The organism is Streptomyces sp. NPDC002564 (assembly GCF_042889645.1).
Taxonomy (GTDB): domain Bacteria; phylum Actinomycetota; class Actinomycetes; order Streptomycetales; family Streptomycetaceae; genus Streptomyces.
The window spans coordinates 16149-32229 of sequence record NZ_JBIARE010000003.1 but is presented as its reverse complement, the minus strand read 5'-3'; the positions used below and the strand labels follow the sequence as shown (position 1 = coordinate 32229).

The following is a 16081-nucleotide window of genomic DNA, read 5'->3' as shown; positions in this document are numbered from 1 at the left end:
TGTGATCGCCCTCTCCCTCGCCGAGATCGCCACCGTCGTCGGCGGGCAGACGTACGACATACCGGATCCGGCCGTCCAGGTCACCGGACCCGTCGTCCGGGACTCCCGTGAGGTGGAGCCCGGCAGCCTCTTCGTCGCCTTCGTCGGCGAGCGCGTCGACGGCCACGACTACGCGGCCGACGTGGTCGCCGCGGGCGCGGTCGCCGTGCTCGCCGCGCGCCCCGTCGGGGTGCCCGCCGTCGTCGTCGACGACGTGCAGGCGGCGCTCGGCGCCCTCGCCCGGCACGTCGTGGAGCGGCTCGGCGCCACCCTGGTGGCACTGACCGGATCGGTCGGCAAGACCAGCTCCAAGGACCTGCTCGCCCAGGTGCTGCAGCGCAAGGCGCCCACGGTCTTCACGCCGGGCTCGCTGAACAACGAGATCGGCCTGCCGCTGACCGCGCTCAGCGCCACCGACGAGACGCGCTTCCTCGTCCTGGAGATGGGGGCGCGCGGAATCGGCCACATCCGTTACCTCGCCGGCCTCACCCCGCCGAAGATCGGCCTCGTCCTGAACGTCGGCACCGCCCACATCGGCGAGTTCGGCGGCCGCGAGCAGATCGCGGTAGCGAAGGGCGAGCTCGTGGAGTCGCTGCCGGCGGACGGGGCCGCGGTCCTGAACGCCGACGACCCCCTCGTCCGCGCGATGGCCTCGCGCACGAAGGCGCGGGTGCTCCTGTTCGGCGAATCCGACGATGCCGACGTACGCGCGGAAAATGTCCGGCTCACAGAGAACGGACAGCCTGCTTTTACGCTGCACACACCCTCCGGGTGCAGCGACGTGACCTTGCGGCTGTACGGTGAGCACCACGTGTCGAACGCGCTTGCCGCGGCCGCCGTCGCCCATGAGCTGGGCATGTCCGTGGACGAGATCGCCCTCGCGCTCTCCGAGGCGGGCACGCTGTCCCGCTGGCGGATGGAGGTCACCGAGCGCCCGGACGGCGTGACGGTCGTCAACGACGCCTACAACGCGAACCCCGAGTCCATGCGAGCGGCCCTGCGCGCGCTCGTGGCCATGGGCAAGGGGCGACGTACGTGGGCGGTGCTCGGCCAGATGGCCGAGCTCGGGGACGAGGGGCTCGCCGAGCACGACGCGGTCGGACGCCTTGCCGTCCGGCTCAACGTGAGCAAGCTCGTGGCAGTCGGGGGCAGGGAAGCGTCCTGGCTCCAACTGGGCGCATACAACGAGGGTTCGTGGGGTGAGGAGTCGGTGCACGTGTCCGACGCACAGGCGGCGATCGACCTGCTGCGCAGCGAGCTGCGCGGGGGAGACGTCGTGCTGGTGAAGGCGTCCAGATCGGTCGGTCTCGAGCGGGTCGCCGCGGCGCTGCTCGACGACGCCGCGATGTCTTCCGAGGGGCAGGTCGCCGGCCGATGAGGCAGATCCTCTTCGCGGGTGTGATCGGGCTCTTCCTGACCCTGGTCGGTACCCCGCTGCTGATCAAGCTCCTGGCCCGCAAGGGCTACGGACAGTTCATCCGGGACGACGGCCCGCGCGAGCACCACAGCAAGCGCGGTACGCCGACCATGGGTGGTATCGCCTTCATCCTGGCCACGCTCATCGCGTACTTCCTCACGAAGGTCATCACCGGCACGGAGACCACGCTCTCCGGCCTCCTGGTGCTCTTCCTGATGGCCGGCATGGGCCTCGTCGGCTTCCTCGACGACTACATCAAGATCGTCAAGCAGCGCTCGCTCGGCCTGCGCGCCAAGGCGAAGATGGCGGGCCAGCTGATCGTCGGCATCGGTTTCGCCGTGCTCGCGCTCAACTGGCCGGACAACCGCAACCAGACCCCGGCCTCCACCAAGCTGTCGTTCGTCACGGACTTCGGCTGGTCGATCGGCCCGGTCCTGTTCGTGGTCTGGGCGCTGTTCATGATCCTCGCGATGTCGAACGGCGTGAACCTCACCGACGGTCTGGACGGCCTGGCCACCGGCGCCTCCGTGATGGTCTTCGGCGCCTACACCTTCATCGGCGTCTGGCAGTACCAGGAGTCCTGCGCCAACGCGGTCACCCTGACCAACCCGCAGGCCTGCTTCGAGGTCAGGGACCCGCTGGACCTGGCGGTCGTGGCCTCCGCGCTCATGGGCGCCTGCTTCGGCTTCCTGTGGTGGAACACCTCGCCCGCCAAGATCTTCATGGGCGACACCGGTTCGCTCGCCCTCGGCGGCGCGCTCGCGGGCCTCGCGATCTGCTCCCGCACGGAGCTGCTCCTCGCGCTGCTCGGCGGCCTCTTCGTCCTCATCACCATGTCGGTCGTCATCCAGGTCGGCTCGTTCCGCCTCACCGGCAAGCGCGTCTTCCGGATGGCACCACTGCAGCACCACTTCGAACTCAAGGGGTGGTCCGAGGTCCTCGTGGTGGTCCGCTTCTGGATCATCCAGGGCATGTGCGTGATCGTCGGCCTCGGTCTCTTCTACGCGGGATGGGCAGCCGAAAAGTGACCTCTGTGTCCGACTGGCAGGGCAAGAACATCACCGTCGCCGGCCTCGGCGTGAGCGGCATCAGCGCCGCCCGCGCCCTGGCCGGCCTCGGCGCTCGTGTGACCGTCGTGGACGGCGGCGCGGGCCCGGCCCACCAGGAGCGCGCCGCGTCGCTGGAGGCCGAGGGCGTCGCCGTACGCCTCGGCGACGCCGAGACGCTGCCCGACGGCACCGACCTCGTGGTCACCTCGCCCGGCTGGCCGCCGGCCTCGCCGCTCTTCGCGGCGGCCGCGACGGCGGGCGTGGACGTCGTCGGCGACGTCGAGGTCGCCTGGCGCCTGCGCGGGCCCGACGCGGCCCCCTGGCTCGCCGTCACGGGCACCAACGGCAAGACCACGACCACCCAGATGCTCGCCTCGATCCTGACCGCGGCGGGTCTGCGCACCGCGGCCGTCGGCAACATCGGCACGCCCATCGTCGACGTGGTCCAGGAGGGCGACGACGCCTACGACGTGCTGGCCGTCGAGCTGTCCTCGTACCAGCTGCACTGGGCGCCCTCGCTGCGCGCGCACTCCGCCACGGTCCTGAACCTGGCCCCCGACCACCTCGACTGGCACGGCTCCATGCAGGCGTACGCCGCCGACAAGGGCCGCGTCTACGAGGGCAACCAGGTCGCCTGCGTCTACAACGTCGCCGACCGGGCCACCGAGGACCTGGTCCGCGAGGCCGACGTCGAAGAGGGCTGCCGCGCCATCGGTTTCACGCTGAACGCGCCCGCGCCCTCGCAACTGGGCGTCGTGGACGGCATCCTGGTCGACCGTGCCTTCGTGCCGGACCGCCAGAAGCAGGCCCAGGAGCTCGCGGAGATCTCCGACGTGCAGCCGCCCGCGCCGCACAACATCGCCAACGCGCTGGCCGCCGCGGCCCTCGCGCGCGCCTTCGGCGTGCAGGCCACGGCCGTCCGTGACGGCCTGCGGGCCTTCCGGCCGGACGCCCACCGCATCGAACACGTCGCCGACGTCGAGGGCGTCGCCTACGTGGACGACTCCAAGGCCACCAACACCCACGCCGCCCAGGCGTCGTTGGCGGCGTACGAGTCGATCGTCTGGATCGCGGGCGGCCTCGCCAAGGGCGCCACCTTCGACGAGCTCGTCGAAGGGGCGGCCACGCGGCTGCGCGGGGTCGTCCTGATCGGCGCCGACCGCGGGCTGATCCGTGAAGCCCTCGCGCGACACGCGCCCGAGGTCCCGGTCGTCGACCTCGAACGGACCGACACTGGGGCGATGTCCGAGGCGGTACGCCGGGCGGCGGAGCTGGCCCAGCCGGGGGACACCGTGCTGATGGCTCCGGCCTGTGCGTCGATGGACATGTTCACCAACTACAACAGGCGTGGGGAAGCGTTCGCCGACGCCGTCCGCGAACTCGGCCCCACGCGCGCCTGACCGGGCTCACCGCCCGGCGGGGCGCCGGGCACACCCTTGGGAGGGGAATGTGGCCAGGTCTTCCGTGCGGGTCGCCAGACGACCGGCTCCGGTACGCGCCAGAGGTGCCTCCCACCCTCCGGGCGAGAGCGGGCCCCGGCGGCTGTACACCCGGGTCCGCCGGGCCTGGGACCGGCCGCTGACCGCGTATTACCTGATCCTCGGCAGCAGTCTGCTCATCACCGTGCTCGGCCTGGTGATGGTCTACTCCGCGTCGATGATCCAGGCGCTGCAGCTGGACCTGCCCGCCTCGTACTTCTTCCGCAAGCAGTTCGTGGCGGCCGTGCTCGGCTCGATCCTGCTGCTCGTCGCCATGCGGATGCCGATCAAGCTGCACCGGGCGCTGGCCTACCCGATCCTCGCGGTGACCGTCTTCCTGATGGTCCTCGTGCAGATCCCGGGGATAGGGCGCAGCGTCAACGGCAACCAGAACTGGATCTACCTGGGCGGCCCCTTCCAGCTCCAGCCCAGCGAGTTCGGGAAGCTCGCCCTGGTCCTGTGGGGCGCCGACCTGCTCGCGCGCAAGCACGACAAGCGGCTCCTCACCCAGTGGAAACACATGCTGGTGCCGCTCGTCCCGGTCGCGTTCATGCTGCTCGGACTCATCATGCTCGGCGGCGACATGGGCACGGCGATCATTCTCACCGCGATCCTGTTCGGCCTGCTCTGGCTGGCCGGGGCACCGACCCGGCTGTTCGCCGGCGTGCTCAGCATCGCGGCGCTGCTCGGTGTGATTCTCATCAAGACCAGCCCCAACCGCATGGCGCGACTCGGCTGCATCGGGGCCACCGATCCCGGCCCCGGGGACCAGTGCTGGCAGGCCGTGCACGGCATCTACGCCCTGGCCTCCGGCGGATTCTTCGGTTCCGGTCTCGGCGCGAGTGTGGAAAAATGGGGTCAACTGCCTGAACCGCACACCGACTTCATCTTCGCCATCACGGGAGAGGAACTCGGCCTGGCAGGGACACTGTCGGTGCTCGCCCTCTTCGCGGCTCTAGGCTATGCGGGTATCCGCGTGGCCGGACGCACGGAGGACCCCTTCGTGAGGTATGCCGCGGGAGGCGTGACCACCTGGATCACGGCGCAGGCCGTGATCAACGTCGGTGCGGTGCTCGGTCTGCTGCCGATCGCCGGTGTCCCGCTCCCGCTGTTCTCCTACGGGGGTTCGGCCCTGCTGCCGACCATGTTCGCCATCGGACTCCTGATCGCCTTCGCGCGGTCGGACCCCGCGGCGAAGGCGGCCCTGGCCATGCGGCAACCTCGGGTGAGATGGAACACGATGCGACGGCGCGTCACGACGCGTTCGTCCGGAGAGCGGTGAATTTCGGTGCATGTCGTACTCGCCGGTGGGGGGACCGCCGGCCACATCGAGCCCGCGCTCGCCCTCGCGGACGCCCTGCGGAGGCAGGACCCGACCGTGGGCATCACGGCCCTGGGCACGGAGCGCGGACTCGAGACCCGGCTCGTACCGGAGCGGGGCTACGAACTCGCGCTGATCCCGGCCGTCCCGCTGCCGCGCAAGCCCACTCCTGAGCTGATCACCGTCCCGGGCCGGCTGCGCGGCACCATCAAGGCGGCCGAGCAGATCCTGGAGCGCACCAAGGCGGACTGCGTCGTCGGCTTCGGCGGCTATGTGGCGCTGCCCGGCTATCTGGCCGCCAAGCGGGCCGGTGTGCCGATCGTCGTGCACGAGGCCAACGCGCGCCCCGGCCTGGCCAACAAGATCGGTTCGCGGTACGCCTCCGGGGTGGCCGTCGCCACCCCCGACAGCAAGCTGCGCAACTCCCGCTACATCGGCATCCCGTTGCGGCACACCATCGCCACGCTCGACCGGGCCCGGGTCCGCCCGGAGGCGCGTGCCGCCTTCGGCCTCGACCCCAACCTGCCGACCCTGCTCGTCTCGGGCGGCTCGCAGGGCGCCCGGCGGCTGAACGAGGTCGTCCAGCAGGTCGCCCCGGTGCTCCAGCGCGCCGGAATCCAGATCCTGCACGCGGTCGGTCCGAAGAACGAATTGCCGCAGGTGCAGCAGATGCCGGGGATGCCCCCCTACATCCCGGTACCGTACGTGGACCGGATGGACCTCGCGTACGCCGCGGCCGACATGATGCTCTGCCGCGCGGGCGCGATGACCGTGGCCGAACTCTCCGCCGTCGGGCTCCCCGCCGCCTACGTCCCGCTGCCGATCGGCAACGGCGAACAGCGGCTGAACGCCCAGCCGGTGGTCAAGGCGGGCGGCGGACTGCTGGTCGACGACGCGGAACTGACGCCCGAGTGGGTCCAGGGCAACGTCCTGCCCGTCCTGGCGGATCCGCACCGGCTGTACGAGATGTCCCGCGCCGCCTCGGAGTTCGGCCGCCGGGACGCCGACGAGCTCCTCGTCGGCATGGTGTACGAGGCGATTGCGTCACGCCGTAACGCGTGAGAAGGCAGGGGACCGTGGCCGGACCGACCACCGCCGAACGGCAGCAGCAGAAGTCCGGCCCGCCCCGCCCGCCGCGCCTGCGCCGCGTCGCGCTGCCGCGCTCGCGCACCCTCGTCCTGGTCCTGGTGCTCGCCGTGCTGCTCGCGGCCGGCGGCATCTGGGTCCTCTACGGGTCGCAGTGGTTGCGGCTGGAGCGCGTGAAGACGTCGGGAACCCGCGTCCTGACGCCCTCAGAAGTCCGGGAAGCGGCCGCGGCCCCCGTCGGCTCCCCCCTGATTTCGGTCGACACGGACGCCATCGAGGACCGGCTGCGCTCGGCCTTGCCCCGCATCGATTCGGTGGACGTCGTCCGGTCCTGGCCGCACGGAATCGGACTCAAAGTGACGGAACGTAAGCCCGTTCTCCTCATCGAGAAGGGCGGGAAGTACGTCGAAGTGGACGCCAAGGGCGTGCGATTCGCCACGGTCGAACGCGCACCCAAGGGCGTCCCGAAGCTCGAATTGACGCCGGATCACGAGAGCGGGGCGGCCAGCCTGCGCCGATTCGGCACCGACCGGCTGCTGCGCGAGGCGGTCCGGGTCGCCGGCGACCTGCCCGACGCGGTGGCCGGAGACACCCGGAACGTCAAGGTCCGTTCGTACGACTCCATCACACTGGAGTTGCGTGGCTCACGCACCGTCGACTGGGGGAGCGGCGAGAAGGGTCGCACGAAAGCACGAACGCTCACCGCACTGATGAAAGCGGCCCCCAAGGCACGGCACTTCGATGTGAGCGTCCCCACCGCGCCTGCGTCATCGGGGAGTTGACGCATATCGTCGCAGGCCAGCACCCTGGTTCGGCAGCGCTACGGCTGATCACATAGGGTGAAAAGAAAAACGGGAGGTTCGGCGTGTTCGTTGAACGTGCGCCACTTGTCGACTTAGTGTCCTGTTCGGAAGAGTCCAGGGAACAGACACACTGGTAACCCTAAACTTCAGCGTTAGGGTTCGGGTCGGCGTTCGGACCGTCCCATTCGGCATCAGTCGTCGCGTCGCAACAGAAGCGAAACGGCGACACGTAACTCGAGGCGAGAGGCCTTCGACGTGGCAGCACCGCAGAACTACCTCGCAGTCATCAAAGTCATCGGTGTCGGCGGCGGTGGTGTCAATGCCATCAACCGGATGATCGAGGTCGGTCTCAAGGGCGTCGAGTTCATCGCCATCAACACCGACGCGCAAGCCCTGTTGATGAGCGACGCCGACGTCAAGCTCGACGTCGGCCGTGAACTCACCCGCGGACTCGGCGCCGGCGCCAACCCGGCCGTCGGCCGCAAGGCCGCCGAGGACCACCGCGAGGAGATCGAGGAGGTCCTCAAGGGGGCCGACATGGTCTTCGTCACCGCCGGCGAAGGCGGCGGCACCGGTACCGGCGGCGCACCTGTCGTCGCCAACATCGCGCGTTCGCTCGGCGCCCTCACCATCGGTGTGGTCACCCGGCCGTTCACCTTCGAGGGCCGTCGTCGTGCCAACCAGGCCGAGGACGGCATCGCGGAGCTGCGCGAAGAGGTCGACACCCTCATCGTCATCCCCAACGACCGGCTCCTGTCCATCTCGGACCGCCAGGTCTCCGTCCTCGACGCGTTCAAGTCGGCGGACCAGGTCCTGCTCTCCGGTGTCCAGGGCATCACCGACCTCATCACCACGCCCGGCCTGATCAACCTCGACTTCGCCGACGTCAAGTCGGTCATGTCCGAGGCCGGTTCGGCGCTCATGGGCATCGGCTCGGCCCGCGGCGACGACCGCGCGGTGGCCGCCGCCGAGATGGCGATCTCCTCGCCCCTGCTCGAGGCGTCCATCGACGGCGCGCGCGGCGTGCTGCTCTCCATCTCCGGCGGCTCGGATCTCGGCCTGTTCGAGATCAACGAGGCGGCGCAGCTGGTCAGCGAGGCCGCGCACCCCGAGGCCAACATCATCTTCGGCGCGGTCATCGACGACGCGCTCGGCGACGAGGTCAGGGTCACCGTCATCGCGGCGGGCTTCGACGGCGGACAGCCACCGTCCAAGCGGGACAACGTCCTCGGCTCGGCGTCCGGCTCGGCCAAGCGGGAGGAGCCGGCGACCCCGGCCCGTCCCGCGGAGTCGTCCCGGCCGGCCTTCAGCGGTCTCGGCTCGGTCACCCCGCGCGAGGAGCCCGCGACCCCGGAGCCCGCGGAAGCGGCCCCGGCGAGCGAGTCCCCCTCCGCGCCGACGGCCCCGCCGCAGGTTCCGCCGGCCCGTCCCTACCAGGACAGCCAGGCCGAGGAGCTGGACGTGCCGGACTTCTTGAAGTGATAAGCAAGCACAGCACCGTGAGCGGCGCGCACTTCGCCTTCACCGACAGGTGGGGCGGGGTGAGCGCCGTTCCGTACGAAGAGCTCAACCTCGGCGGCGCGGTCGGCGACGACCCCGGGGCCGTGCGGCGCAACCGCACGCTGGCCGCCACGTCCCTGGGCGTCGCCCCGGACCGGGTCGTCTGGATGAACCAGGTGCACGGCCGCGAGGTCGCGGTGGTCGAAGGCCCCTGGGAACCCGGCACCGAGATCCCGGCCGTCGACGCCCTGGTGACCGCCCGCGGGGGCCTCGCCCTCGCGGTCCTCACCGCGGACTGCACGCCGGTCCTGCTCGCCGACCCGGTCGCCGGGGTGGCGGCCGCCGCCCACGCGGGCCGCCCCGGCATGGTGGCGGGCGTCGTCCCCGCCGCCGTCGAGGCGATGGTGGCGCTGGGCGCGGAGCCCGGCCGCATCGTCGCCCGCACCGGACCCGCGGTCTGCGGGAACTGCTACGAAGTGCCCGAGGCGATGCGCGCCGAGGTCGCCGCCGTCGAACCCGCGGCGTACGCCGAGACGAGCTGGGGCACGCCGGCCGTCGACGTGAGCGCGGGCGTGCACGCCCAACTGGAGCGGCTCGGGGTGTGCGACCGGGAGCAGTCGCCGGTGTGCACCCTGGAATCCGGTGACCACTTCTCGTACCGCCGCGACCGGACCACCGGTCGTCTCGCGGGCTATGTCTGGCTGGACTGATAGGGCATGACGGAGCGTAAGACGCAACTCGCCGCAAACCTCGCGAAGGTCGAGGAGCGCATCGCCGCGGCGTGCGCCGCGGCCGGCCGCAAACGCGAGGAAGTGACCCTGATCGTGGTCACGAAGACCTACCCGGCCAGTGACGTGCGGTTCCTCTCCGAACTCGGGGTGCGGCACGTCGCGGAGAACCGGGACCAGGACGCGGCGCCGAAGGCGGCGCAGTGCGCGGACCTTCCCCTCACCTGGCACTTCGTCGGCCAGTTGCAGACCAACAAGGTCCGTTCCGTGCTCGGTTATGCCGGTCTGGTGCAGTCCGTGGACCGCCCCAAGCTGGTCACGGCCCTGTCGGCGGGCGCGCAGCGCGCGGAGCGCGAGGTCGGCTGCCTGATCCAGGTCGCGCTGGACGCCGGGGAGAACGGCCGGGGCGAGCGCGGCGGCGTGGGTCCCGGCGGAATCGAAGAGTTGGCCGACCTCGTGGCCGGGGCGCCGGGGCTGCGGCTCGACGGTCTGATGACCGTCGCCCCGCTCACCGGTCCGTACGCGGGGCGGCAACAGGCGGCGTTCGAGCGGTTGGTGGAATTCTCAACCCTCCTGCGCGCGGCTCATCCTGCTGCGAACATGGTGTCGGCAGGGATGAGTGCGGACCTCGAGGAGGCCGTGGCGGCCGGAGCGACACATGTGCGCGTCGGTACGGCGGTACTCGGAGTCCGACCCGGGCTCGGGTAACGTCGCCAAGAAGTCGGACCACAGCAGAAAATATGGTCATTCTCGCTGTTGGGCGGGGATACCTCGTGGATCGCGGGCAGTTGGTGACGACAGCCGATCCACCACAGAGCGGAGGACTCAGAGCATGGCCGGCGCGATGCGCAAGATGGCGGTCTACCTCGGCCTCGTGGAGGACGATGGGTACGACGGTCCGGGGTTCGACCCCGATGACGAGTTCGAACCCGAGCCGGAGCCCGAGCGCGACCGCAGGAGGCACGAACCGCCGCATCAGTCCCACCAGTCACAACGGGACGAATCGGTACGAGTGGTGCAGCCGCCCGCCCAGCGTGAGCCGGCGGCCCATTCCGCTTCGCTAGCCGCGGAATCCGGACGTCCGGCGCGAATCGCCCCCGTGGCATCTATCACACCCGAACGTCAGAGCCTGGAGAAGAACGCACCGGTGATCATGCCCAAGGTCGTGTCCGAGCGGGAGCCCTACCGCATCACCACATTGCACCCCCGGACCTACAACGAGGCCCGTACCATCGGGGAACACTTCCGTGAGGGCACTCCGGTGATCATGAATCTGACCGAGATGGACGACACGGACGCGAAGCGACTTGTCGACTTTGCCGCCGGTCTGGTCTTCGGTCTGCATGGCAGCATTGAGCGAGTGACGCAGAAGGTGTTCCTGTTGTCGCCTGCTAACGTCGATGTAACGGCGGAGGACAAGGCTCGCATCGCAGAGGGCGGGTTCTTCAACCAGAGCTGAGACGTAAGTTGCAGTAGTAGCCGTAGACGCAGTACCGGAACGACGAAGACACGAGTAACAGGGGAGAGGGAACCGCGGACATGAGCGTGGTCTTGCAGGTGCTTTACATCGCGCTGATGTGCTTCCTCATCGTGTTGATCTTCCGGTTGGTCATGGACTACGTCTTCCAGTTCGCCCGCTCATGGCAACCCGGCAAGGCGATGGTGGTCGTTCTGGAGGCCACCTACACTGTCACTGATCCACCGCTCAAGCTTCTGCGGCGGTTCATTCCGCCGCTGCGTCTCGGGGGCGTGGCGCTCGACCTGTCCTTCTTCGTACTGATGATCATCGTCTACATCCTGATCACCGTCGTGAGCGGCTTGTGAACGATACGGTCTTGCCGAATGCCGACGACTACGTTGAGGTGAAGAGATGCCGTTGACCCCCGAGGACGTGCGGAACAAGCAGTTCACGACCGTCCGCCTCCGAGAAGGCTATGACGAGGACGAGGTCGATGCCTTCCTCGATGAGGTCGAAGCCGAACTGACCCGCCTGCTCCGCGAGAACGAGGACCTGCGCGCCAAGCTGGCCGCGGCCACCCGTGCCGCCGCGCAGAACCAGCAGCAGGGTGGTATGCGCAAGGGCCCCGACGGGCCCCAGGACCAGCGCGGTCCCGGCGCCCCCGTGCCTGCCGCAATATCGGGTCCGCAGCCGGTCCCGCCGCAGCAGCAGCAGATGGGCGGCCCCATGGGCGGCCCGCCGCAGCTGCCGGGCGGTGCGCCGCAGCTGCCCGCAGGCCCCAGCGGCCACGGCCCGCAGGGCGGTCCGCAGGGTCCCGGCCCGATGGGCCAGGGTCCGATGGGCGGCCCGATGGGTGGCCCCATGGGCGGCGGTCCCATGGGTGGCCCGCAGATGCCGCAGCCCGGTCAGGGCCCCGGTGGCGACAGCGCCGCCCGTGTGCTCTCGCTCGCGCAGCAGACCGCCGACCAGGCGATCGCGGAGGCCCGTTCCGAGGCCAACAAGATCGTCGGCGAGGCCCGTTCGCGCGCCGAGGGCCTGGAGCGTGACGCCCGTGCCAAGGCCGACGCCCTGGAGCGGGACGCGCAGGAGAAGCACCGCGTCGCGATGGGCTCCCTGGAGTCCGCCCGCGCCACGCTGGAGCGCAAGGTCGAGGACCTGCGCGGCTTCGAGCGCGAGTACCGCACGCGTCTGAAGTCCTACCTGGAGTCGCAGCTGCGCCAGCTGGAGACCCAGGCCGACGACTCGCTGGCCCCGCCGCGCACGCCGGCCACCGCCTCGCTGCCGCCGTCCCCGGCGCCGTCGATGGCTCCGGCCGGTGCGGGTGCCCCGTCCTACGGCGGCAACCAGTCGATGGGCGGCAACAACCAGCCCGCCGGCGGCCCGTCCTACGGCGGCCAGCAGCAGATGTCGCCGGCGATGACCCAGCCGATGGCGCCGGTGCGGCCGCAGGGTCCCGCGCCGATGCAGCAGGCTCCGTCGCCGATGCGTGGCTTCCTCATCGACGAGGACGACAACTGACGGGCGTGACCACGCCATAGGCGTCGGCAGCGTTCAGGGCCGGGCCCCCAGGGATTCTCTGGGGGCCCGGCCCTTTTGTGCGCGGTGCGTCCGGTGGGGGCGCGGGAGCGGTTCGCGGGCCCGGGGGCCCAGGGGGCGCGGGGGCGCGGGCGGCCGGTACGGCGAAGGCCCGGCCCCGCCGGAGCGGCGGGACCGGGCCTTCGTGCGGGTGCTTACGCCTCGGTCCTGGCCTTGCGCAGGCGGAACGTCAGCCCCAGGGAGTCGTCGGTGAACGGCTGCCCGAAGGAGTCGTCGGCCTCGCCCTGGGCGAAGTCCGTGGCGAGGACCTCGTCCGCGATGAGCTCGGCGTGCTCGGCCAGGGCGGTGACGGCCGCCGGGTCCGTGGACGCCCAGCGCAGCGCGATCCGGTCCGCGACGTCCAGGCCGCTGTTCTTGCGGGCCTCCTGGATCAGGCGGATCGCGTCACGGGCCAGGCCCGCGCGGCGCAGCTCCTCGGTGATCTCCAGGTCGAGGGCGACCGTGGCGCCGGACTCGGACGCCACCGACCAGCCCTCGCGCGGGGTCTCCGTGATGATGACCTCGTCCGGGGCCAGCGTCACCGTCTCGCCGTCGACCTCGACCGAGGCCGTGCCCTCGCGCAGGGCGAGGGACAGCGCGGCCGCGTCCGCCTCGGCGACGGCCTTGGCGACCGCCTGGACGCCCTTGCCGAACCGCTTGCCGAGCGCCCGGAAGTTCGCCTTGGCGGTGGTGTCGACCAGGGAACCGCCGACGTCGGAGAGCGACGCCAGCGAGGAGACGTTGAGCTCCTCGGTGATCTGGGCGTGCAGCTCCGGGTTGAGCGAGTCGAAGCCGGTGGCCGCGATCAGCGCGCGCGAGAGCGGCTGACGGGTCTTGACGCCCGACTCCGCGCGCGTGGCGCGGCCGAGCTCGACGAGGCGGCGCACGAGCACCATCTGCTGGGAGAGCTCCGGGTCGATCGCGGAGAGGTCCGCCTCGGGCCAGGACGACAGGTGCACCGACTCCGGGGCGCCCGGGGTGACCGGCACGACCAGGTCCTGCCAGACACGCTCCGTGATGAACGGCGTCAGCGGGGCCAGCAGGCGCGTGATCGTCTCGACGACCTCGTGCAGGGTGCGCAGCGCCGCCTTGTCGCCCTGCCAGAAGCGGCGGCGGGAGCGGCGGACGTACCAGTTCGAGAGGTTGTCCACGAAGACGGACAGGAGCTTGCCCGCGCGCTGGGTGTCGTAGCTGTCCAGGGCCTGGGTGACCTGGTCGGTGAGCGCGTGCAGCTCGCTGAGCAGCCAGCGGTCCAGGAGCGGGCGGTCGGCGGGCGCCGGGTCGGCCTCGCTCGGGGCCCACTGCGACGTACGGGCGTACAGCGCCTGGAAGGCCACCGTGTTCCAGTACGTGAGGAGGGTCTTGCGGACCACTTCCTGGATGGTGCCGTGGCCCACCCGGCGGGCCGCCCACGGCGAGCCGCCGGCCGCCATGAACCAGCGGACGGCGTCGGCGCCGTGCTGGTCCATGAGCGGGATGGGATCCAGGGTGTTGCCCAGGTGCTTGGACATCTTGCGGCCGTCCTCGGCGAGGATGTGGCCGAGGCACACGACGTTCTCGTAGGAGGACTTGTCGAAGACCAGGGTGCCGACGGCCATCAGCGTGTAGAACCAGCCGCGGGTCTGGTCGATGGCCTCCGAGATGAACTGCGCCGGGTAGCGGCTCTCGAAGAGCTCCTTGTTCTTGTACGGGTAGCCCCACTGCGCGAACGGCATCGACCCCGAGTCGTACCAGGCGTCGATGACCTCGGGCACGCGCGTGGCGGTGCTCTCGCACTGCGGGCACGGGAAGGTGATCTCGTCGATGAACGGGCGGTGCGGGTCGAGCTCCGACTGGTCGGTGCCGGTCAGGTCGGAGAGCTCCGCGCGCGAGCCGACGCAGGTGAGGTGGTCCTCCTCGCAGCGCCAGATGGGCAGCGGGGTGCCCCAGTAGCGGTTGCGGGACAGCGCCCAGTCGACGTTGTTGGTCAGCCAGTCGCCGAAGCGGCCGTGCTTGACCGAGTCGGGAAACCAGTTGGTCTTCTCGTTCTCCTGGAGGAGGCGGTCCTTGATGGCCGTGGTGCGGATGTACCAGGACGGCTGCGCGTAGTAGAGGAGCGCGGTGTGGCAGCGCCAGCAGTGCGGGTAGCTGTGCTCGTACGCGATGTGGCGGAAGAGCAGGCCGCGGTCGTCCAGGTCCTTGGTGAGCGTCTCGTCGGCCTTCTTGAAGAAGACGCCGCCCACGAGCGGGACGTCCTCCTCGAAGGTGCCGTCCGGGCGGACCGGGTTCACGACCGGCAGGCCGTACGCGCGGCAGACCTTGAGGTCGTCCTCACCGAAGGCGGGGGACTGGTGGACCAGACCGGTGCCGTCCTCGGTGGTGACGTACTCGGCGTTGACGACGTAGTGCGCCGGAGCCGGGAACTCCACGAGGTCGAAGGGACGTTGGTAGGTCCAGCGCTCCATCTCGGCGCCGGTGAAGGTCTCGCCGGTCGTCTCCCATCCCTCGCCGAGTGCCTTCTCGACGAGCGGCTGGGCCACGACCAGCTTCTCGGGATGCTCCGAGCCCTTCGTCGCGACGACATAGGTCACGTCGGGGTGCGCGGCGACGGCGGTGTTGGAGACGAGGGTCCAGGGGGTCGTCGTCCAGACGAGGAGGGCGGCCTGGCCCGCGAGAGGACCGGAGGTGAGGGGGAAACGGACGTAGACGGACGGGTCGACGACCGTCTCGTAGCCCTGCGCCAGCTCGTGGTCGGACAGGCCCGTGCCGCAGCGCGGGCACCAGGGGGCGACGCGGTGGTCCTGGGTGAGCAGGTCCTTGTTGAAGATCTCCTTCAGGGACCACCAGACCGAGTCCACGTACTCGGGGTTCATCGTGCGGTACGCGTCGTCCAGGTCGACCCAGTACCCCATGCGAGTCGTCAGATCGGCGAAGGCGTCGGTGTGCCGGGTGACGGACTCACGGCACTTGGCGTTGAACGCCGCGATGCCGTACGCCTCGATGTCCTTCTTGCCGCTGAACCCGAGCTCCTTCTCGACGGCGAGCTCGACGGGCAGGCCGTGGCAGTCCCAGCCGGCCTTGCGGGCCACGTGGTAGCCCCGCATGGTGCGGAAGCGCGGGAAGACGTCCTTGAAGACGCGGGCCTCGATGTGGTGGGCGCCCGGCATGCCGTTGGCCGTCGGCGGTCCTTCGTAGAACACCCACTCGGGGCGGCCCTCGGACTGCTCGAGGCTCTTGGCGAAGATCTTCTGCTGGTCCCAGAAGTCGAGCACGGCGTGCTCGAGGGCGGGCAGGTCGACCTGGGCGGGCACCTGGCGGTACTGCGGCGGCGTCATCAACGAGCTCCTCCAACGGATGTGCAGCCTTCCGTCGGAGGGACGAGAGCCCTGTGCGCCTGCTGCGGCGCGCTCCCGCGGTACCACCCTCCTTGGCCCTCCGGAACGACGCTCGTGCCGGTGAGCCCCCTCATTGGGGTCGCGAGGCCGGGTCTACTGGCGTCGGCACTGCGGCCTCGGCGTTCTTCCGGCGGCTCCGGGGTGATCTTCACGTCGCGCAGGCCCCCGGGCTCACACCGTCCCCGGGTCGCTCATGGCTGCTCACGCCGCTACTCGTCCCCATCCACGCTTCTCGCTGCCGCCCAGTGTACG

The 16081-nt window shown here is 70.4% G+C and carries 13 protein-coding genes; 12 read left to right on the top strand and 1 reads right to left on the bottom strand.

What is annotated here, in order from left to right; all coding sequences use genetic code 11:
- Position 1 precedes the first annotated feature (1 nt).
- The 12 genes from murF (at position 2) to ACFYXE_RS11650 (ending at position 12398) form a co-directional block, all read left to right on the top strand.
- The gene (murF, locus tag ACFYXE_RS11705) at positions 2-1417 is read left to right on the top strand and encodes a UDP-N-acetylmuramoyl-tripeptide--D-alanyl-D-alanine ligase (protein ID WP_361173043.1); all 1416 of its coding nucleotides are present in this window, start codon (positions 2-4) and stop codon (positions 1415-1417) included.
- The gene (gene mraY / locus ACFYXE_RS11700) at positions 1414-2484 is read left to right on the top strand and encodes a phospho-N-acetylmuramoyl-pentapeptide-transferase (protein ID WP_361173045.1); all 1071 of its coding nucleotides are present in this window, start codon (positions 1414-1416) and stop codon (positions 2482-2484) included. Before murF ends, mraY begins: the two co-directional genes overlap by 4 nt.
- Positions 2466-3905 carry a UDP-N-acetylmuramoyl-L-alanine--D-glutamate ligase gene (murD, locus tag ACFYXE_RS11695; protein WP_389311505.1) on the top strand — a complete coding sequence of 480 codons (1440 nt, stop codon included), beginning with the start codon at positions 2466-2468 and terminating at the stop codon, positions 3903-3905. The genes mraY and murD overlap by 19 nt, the downstream gene beginning before the upstream one ends.
- A gap of 49 nt (positions 3906-3954) precedes the next feature.
- Positions 3955-5265, top strand: a complete 1311-nt coding sequence (ftsW, locus tag ACFYXE_RS11690) for a putative lipid II flippase FtsW (RefSeq protein WP_389311503.1) — start codon at positions 3955-3957, stop codon at positions 5263-5265.
- A gap of 6 nt (positions 5266-5271) precedes the next feature.
- Positions 5272-6366 carry an undecaprenyldiphospho-muramoylpentapeptide beta-N-acetylglucosaminyltransferase gene (gene murG / locus ACFYXE_RS11685; RefSeq protein ID WP_361173054.1) on the top strand — a complete coding sequence of 365 codons (1095 nt, stop codon included), beginning with the start codon at positions 5272-5274 and terminating at the stop codon, positions 6364-6366.
- Between the two features lie 14 nt (positions 6367-6380).
- On the top strand, positions 6381-7172 hold the full coding sequence (locus ACFYXE_RS11680; RefSeq protein WP_389311500.1) for a cell division protein FtsQ/DivIB: 792 nt from the start codon (positions 6381-6383) through the stop codon (positions 7170-7172).
- 276 nt (positions 7173-7448) lie between these two features.
- Positions 7449-8675, top strand: coding sequence for a cell division protein FtsZ (gene ftsZ, locus ACFYXE_RS11675; RefSeq protein ID WP_361173059.1), 1227 nt, complete (start codon positions 7449-7451; stop codon positions 8673-8675).
- Between the two features lie 17 nt (positions 8676-8692).
- On the top strand, positions 8693-9403 hold the full coding sequence (gene pgeF / locus ACFYXE_RS11670) for a peptidoglycan editing factor PgeF (RefSeq protein WP_389311498.1): 711 nt from the start codon (positions 8693-8695) through the stop codon (positions 9401-9403).
- Positions 9404-9409: 6 nt separating this feature from the next.
- The gene (locus ACFYXE_RS11665) at positions 9410-10129 is read left to right on the top strand and encodes a YggS family pyridoxal phosphate-dependent enzyme (protein WP_361173065.1); all 720 of its coding nucleotides are present in this window, start codon (positions 9410-9412) and stop codon (positions 10127-10129) included.
- A 124-nt stretch (positions 10130-10253) separates the two neighbouring features.
- The gene (locus ACFYXE_RS11660; protein ID WP_389311495.1) at positions 10254-10880 is read left to right on the top strand and encodes a cell division protein SepF; all 627 of its coding nucleotides are present in this window, start codon (positions 10254-10256) and stop codon (positions 10878-10880) included.
- A gap of 80 nt (positions 10881-10960) precedes the next feature.
- Positions 10961-11245: a YggT family protein gene (locus ACFYXE_RS11655; RefSeq protein WP_249590439.1), complete on the top strand. Its 285-nt coding sequence runs from the start codon at positions 10961-10963 to the stop codon at positions 11243-11245.
- Between the two features lie 46 nt (positions 11246-11291).
- Positions 11292-12398: a DivIVA domain-containing protein gene (locus tag ACFYXE_RS11650; RefSeq protein ID WP_389311492.1), complete on the top strand. Its 1107-nt coding sequence runs from the start codon at positions 11292-11294 to the stop codon at positions 12396-12398.
- A gap of 212 nt (positions 12399-12610) precedes the next feature.
- On the opposite strand, the gene ileS is transcribed toward ACFYXE_RS11650, so the two are convergent.
- Positions 12611-15769, bottom strand: coding sequence for an isoleucine--tRNA ligase (gene ileS, locus ACFYXE_RS11645; RefSeq protein WP_361173072.1), 3159 nt, complete (start codon positions 15767-15769; stop codon positions 12611-12613).
- Positions 15770-16081: the final 312 nt, after the last annotated feature.

What these genes read in the sequence shown, in the direction of transcription:
- murD (WP_389311505.1), top strand. Translation starts at nt 2,466, where the DNA reads ATGGGCAGCCGAAAAGTGACCTCTGTGTCCGACTGGCAGGGCAAGAAC.
- ACFYXE_RS11650 (WP_389311492.1), top strand. Translation starts at nt 11,292, where the DNA reads ATGCCGTTGACCCCCGAGGACGTGCGGAACAAGCAGTTCACGACCGTC.
- ileS (WP_361173072.1), bottom strand. Translation starts at nt 15,769, where the DNA reads ATGACGCCGCCGCAGTACCGCCAGGTGCCCGCCCAGGTCGACCTGCCC.
- ACFYXE_RS11655 (WP_249590439.1), top strand. Translation starts at nt 10,961, where the DNA reads ATGAGCGTGGTCTTGCAGGTGCTTTACATCGCGCTGATGTGCTTCCTC.
- ACFYXE_RS11660 (WP_389311495.1), top strand. Translation starts at nt 10,254, where the DNA reads ATGGCCGGCGCGATGCGCAAGATGGCGGTCTACCTCGGCCTCGTGGAG.
- mraY (WP_361173045.1), top strand. Translation starts at nt 1,414, where the DNA reads ATGAGGCAGATCCTCTTCGCGGGTGTGATCGGGCTCTTCCTGACCCTG.
- ACFYXE_RS11665 (WP_361173065.1), top strand. Translation starts at nt 9,410, where the DNA reads ATGACGGAGCGTAAGACGCAACTCGCCGCAAACCTCGCGAAGGTCGAG.